Annotated in this window: 7 protein-coding genes; 5 read left to right on the forward strand and 2 right to left on the reverse strand. The window is 57.2% G+C overall.

Features of this window, described 5'->3' with window-relative positions; all coding sequences use genetic code 11:
- Together NW856_RS02495 and purN are read right to left on the reverse strand one after the other, a co-directional pair.
- A partial coding sequence (locus NW856_RS02495) for a PIN domain-containing protein (RefSeq protein WP_414398921.1) occupies positions 1-452 on the reverse strand: 452 nt, incomplete at its 3' end.
- A gap of 26 nt (positions 453-478) precedes the next feature.
- Positions 479-1,141 (reverse strand): phosphoribosylglycinamide formyltransferase, encoded by a 663-nt coding sequence (gene purN / locus NW856_RS02500; protein WP_414398923.1) that lies wholly within the window; start codon positions 1,139-1,141, stop codon positions 479-481.
- 80 nt (positions 1,142-1,221) lie between these two features.
- Here purN and NW856_RS02505 point away from each other — a divergent pair, with 80 nt between their 5' ends.
- From NW856_RS02505 to NW856_RS02525, 5 genes are all read left to right on the forward strand, one after another.
- The gene (locus NW856_RS02505; protein WP_414391119.1) at positions 1,222-1,485 is read left to right on the forward strand and encodes a hypothetical protein; all 264 of its coding nucleotides are present in this window, start codon (positions 1,222-1,224) and stop codon (positions 1,483-1,485) included.
- Between the two features lie 37 nt (positions 1,486-1,522).
- A complete protein-coding gene (locus NW856_RS02510; RefSeq protein ID WP_414398924.1) occupies positions 1,523-2,020 on the forward strand; it encodes a hypothetical protein in 498 nt (165 codons plus the stop codon).
- 17 nt (positions 2,021-2,037) lie between these two features.
- Complete coding sequence (gene aat, locus NW856_RS02515) at positions 2,038-2,616, forward strand: leucyl/phenylalanyl-tRNA--protein transferase (protein ID WP_414398929.1); 579 nt, start codon at positions 2,038-2,040, stop codon at positions 2,614-2,616.
- 320 nt (positions 2,617-2,936) lie between these two features.
- Positions 2,937-3,437 carry a low molecular weight protein-tyrosine-phosphatase gene (locus NW856_RS02520; protein WP_414398925.1) on the forward strand — a complete coding sequence of 167 codons (501 nt, stop codon included), beginning with the start codon at positions 2,937-2,939 and terminating at the stop codon, positions 3,435-3,437.
- A gap of 77 nt (positions 3,438-3,514) precedes the next feature.
- The gene (locus NW856_RS02525) at positions 3,515-3,910 is read left to right on the forward strand and encodes a DUF5684 domain-containing protein (protein WP_414398927.1); all 396 of its coding nucleotides are present in this window, start codon (positions 3,515-3,517) and stop codon (positions 3,908-3,910) included.

The following is a 3,910-nucleotide window of genomic DNA, read 5'->3' on the forward strand; positions in this document are numbered from 1 at the left end:
CGCTGCTGCTGACGCATCCACCGGTTCAGCTCTGCCAGAGAGATGGCACAGAGGTTGTTGAGACCCAGACCCTGAATTCGCCCCACCAAAGGCCGGTCGTTGCTGACCAAAACCACCAGCGTTCCCGGCTGCTGCTGGGCCAGGGCATAGGCGCATTCGGCAATCGCTTCTTCCAAACGTACCCTCATGGACTGATCGCCGGCACCAGCACCACCCACCAGGGCACGGGCTTCTGAGACGGCAAACCCTAGACTGGGCCAGTGGCGCAAAAACTCGCGGGCTGTCGATTCTTCTTGGGGATCAATAGCCTGCCGGCTCAGGCGTTCTAGCTCGGCCATCACTGCCTGCGGCAGCACACACACCCCAAATCGAGCCCACTCTTGCCATAGAGCCAGACGACCGGCCAGGATCACCGGGCTATCGAAGATGAGGAGAGGCGGGATCTCGGCCATGGGATGCGCCAGCGTTGGACTTAACCTCAATTGTGCAGCTTCCCCGAAGACTTGGGTAGCAGGGATCCCTCTGCCAGGCAGAGGCGGATGGCCAGTGGGTAGAGGCGGTGCTCCTGGGTCTGGATGCGCCGGTAAAGGGATTCCACAGTATCTTCGGGCAGAACCGGCACGGCTGCTTGGGCCACGATGGGGCCACTGTCCATTTCCAAGGTGACCCGATGAACGGTGCAGCCGGCAATTTTCACACCGCACTTCAGGGCTTGTTCAACGGCACGCAGGCCCTTGAAACTGGGCAGCAGGCTGGGATGCAGGTTCAAGACGCGATCCGGGTAGGCGGACAACAACACCTGGGTAACCAGGCGCATCCACCCGGCCATGATCACCCATTCCACGTGATGCTGCCAGAGCACCTGGACAATGGCGGCGTCCAGATCTTCGCGACAGGGGTAGTCTCGGTGGTCGAGCAAGACGCAAGGGATCCCTCGCTTTTGGGCCCGCTGCCGCACGTAGGCTTTGGGATTGTTGGTGATGACCACAGCAATCTGGGCCTGCAGTTCCCCAGCCTCAATGGCTTGGGCAATAGCTTCGAAATTGCTGCCATTGCCGGAAGCCAAAATGCCAAGGATCCCCGGTTGAGAGGGCACTGGGATCCCGTCGGGATCCGGCCAGAGTAAGCTGGGCGAGTTCATGAGCGTTTGGTGGGAAAGTCTGCAGCCCCGCTATTATGAACTATCCCACCGCAAGGGCGATCCCCAGGAGCAAGAGCAAGATGACCCCTGAGCAGGAAAGCTTGTCGATTCAAACCGCAGCCAGCTTGTCCCAAGGTTTGGAAGCTTTGAACCGAGTTGTTCAGAATCACGAGGTGTTGATTGCCGAAATTCGAGAAGGTCAAGCAATGCTGGGCCAGTATTTTCGAGAAGCCCTAGACCGCTTTGACGAGCGCACCCGCGCCATTGAGCGTAGACCCAGCCGATCCCAACAATTGAGGCCGGATCTTATGGACTCCGTCCCGCTGTCGCCGGCAACCACCTGATCTAGAGTGGGAAAGCATGGGCAGTGGGTGTGAGAGCATGGCTCCTTTGCAACGACGACGCCGGCGGTTTTGGATCTGGAGCATGGTAGTCATCCTGTCCGGGTTTATGGGATCCCTGCTGGCGGGATCAGCGCAGAACCTGGGAGCACAAGCCCAGCAGGGCCTGACTCAAGCCCAACTGGAGCAAGCTCAATATGTGCGCAGTTGTGGCAGTTGCCATGTGGCGTTGCCCGCCCAAGTGTTGCCCACTGAAACCTGGCGACGGCTGCTGCAGGATCCCAACCACTATGGCCAGCAGATCCAGCCCCTGAGCGGTGTGGCTTTACAACTGGCCTGGGGCTATTTGCGGCCCAACTCCCGGCCCCTGCGACAAGGGGAACAGGTGCCCTATCGCTTGGCAGATTCCCGCTATTTCCGCGCTTTGCATCTGCAAGTGGAGTTTCCCACTCCTGTGCGGGTGAGCGGCTGTGTGGATTGCCACCCCAGGGCTAATGGGGGAGACTTTGCCAGTCTCTCTCCAGAATGGCAATCTTGAGGAGCGCAACTGAGGCGATGCAGGTGGATCTGGCCACCATTCTGGCAGGCTATGCCCAAGGCTACTTCCTGATGGCCGACGAAGAGACGGGATCCCTGGCCTGGTACGGCACCGACCGGCACGCGGTGATCCCCCTCGATGAGCGATTCCACTGCCCCCGTTCATTGCGGCCCTTGGTGCGCAGCAATCGCTTTCAGGTGCGGCTGAACTGTGCTTTTGAGCAGGTGGTAGAGGGCTGTGCCGCTCGTCCCCAAACCTGGATCAGCCCTGAGCTGAAGCAGATTTACGCAGCTCTGCGCCAGGCCGGCTTTGCCCACAGCTTTGAAACCTGGCAGGGAGAGACCTTGGCAGGCGGGATCCTGGGTATTGCCCTTGGGGCGGCATTTATCGGCGAGTCCATGTTCTACCGCATTCCCAACGGCTCGAAGGTGGCCCTGGTGAAGTTGGTGGAGCACTTGCGAGAGCGGGGCTTTCGCCTCTTCGACGCTCAGTTGATGAACCCGCATCTGGCCCGTTTCGGCGCCTTTCTCATGGATGGACAAGAGTACCTGAAGCTATTGCAGCAGTGCCTGGGGATCCCTTGTCGGTTCGATTAGACCTGTGATGCTCAAAGCGACAGGCTTCCCAATAGCTGCTGTTAGATCATTGCAGCGGCTCTTGGTGGGAAACTTGGTGGAAAATGAGGGAGGACTCCACTCTGCTGCTGTGAGCGAATACATCCCGTGGTGGGCCAGCACATGGGATCCGCTCTGTTCCCGTCAGTGGCAGATGAGACTGGCTCGCAAACACCGTTCGTTGCCGTCTGTGCTCTTCTGCGCTCAGAACGAAGAACTATTATGCTCAGACCAAAGAACCATTAGATTAGATGGGCATTGTTATAAGGTGAGAGGAGTTCTCTACTGCTGTTGAGATTGTCATGAGCCAAAAGCTTCTGTTCGTCTGTCTGGGCAACATCTGTCGTTCTCCCACCGCTGAAGGCATCACCAATCACCTTTTGCGCAGCAGCGGCCTTTCGGAAGCGATTCTCTGCGACTCAGCAGGTACGGCAGCCTATCACATCGGCAGCCCCCCAGATCGGCGCATGCAACAAGCAGCCCGATGCTATGGCCTAGAGCTACAAGGCAAGGCCCGCCAGATTCGACCTGCCGACCTGCGCGAGTTCGACCTGATCCTGGCCATGGATCGACAAAATTACCGCGACATTCTCAGCTTGGATCCCCAGGGAAAATATGCCGAGAAAGTGCGCTTGATGTGCAGCTATTGCCGCTCCCATTCTGATGAGGAAGTTCCGGATCCCTACTACGGGGGTGAGGCCGGATTCCATTATGTAATCGAGCTGCTCTGGGATGCCTGTAGCGGCTTGCTGGAATCCCTGGTTCCCGGGATCCAATGCCCGCCGTTGCCCCCCCGTGCTTGAGAGATTATTCGTCAGATCTGTATTCTTGATGAAACTTGATGAAACTTGACAGATAAGTCTGGACAACGGGATCCCTTTTGGCTAACTTTGTGGGCGGGATCAGAGTAGCTCCTGAACAGCTTTGGAAAGTTGGTTTTCTTGCGGTTTGGCCTTATAGCTGTATAGATTCGAGGGTTGTCTCTGACACCAAAGAGACGCTGGAGACAAGTGAGTTGACATTCGCAAATATCAAAAAAATATGTGGGAGGGTCACGATGGATGAGCTTTTACCAGGGCTGATTGCCGTTGCCCTTTACGCCTTCTTTAGCTACACCTTAATGGTGATTGGAGAGAAGCTAAACGTGCCGAATGCTTGGTTAGCTTGGATCCCGATTGCTAACATCTGGGTGATGTGTCGAGCTGCTGGTAAACCCGGCTGGTGGGTGATCCTCTTCTTCATTCCCCTAGGTCGTGTTGATCTTATGTTAGGATAG

Origin of the sequence: Synechococcus sp. R3-13, from assembly GCF_047462195.1 — a bacterium.
Classification (GTDB): domain Bacteria; phylum Cyanobacteriota; class Cyanobacteriia; order Thermostichales; family Thermostichaceae; genus Thermostichus.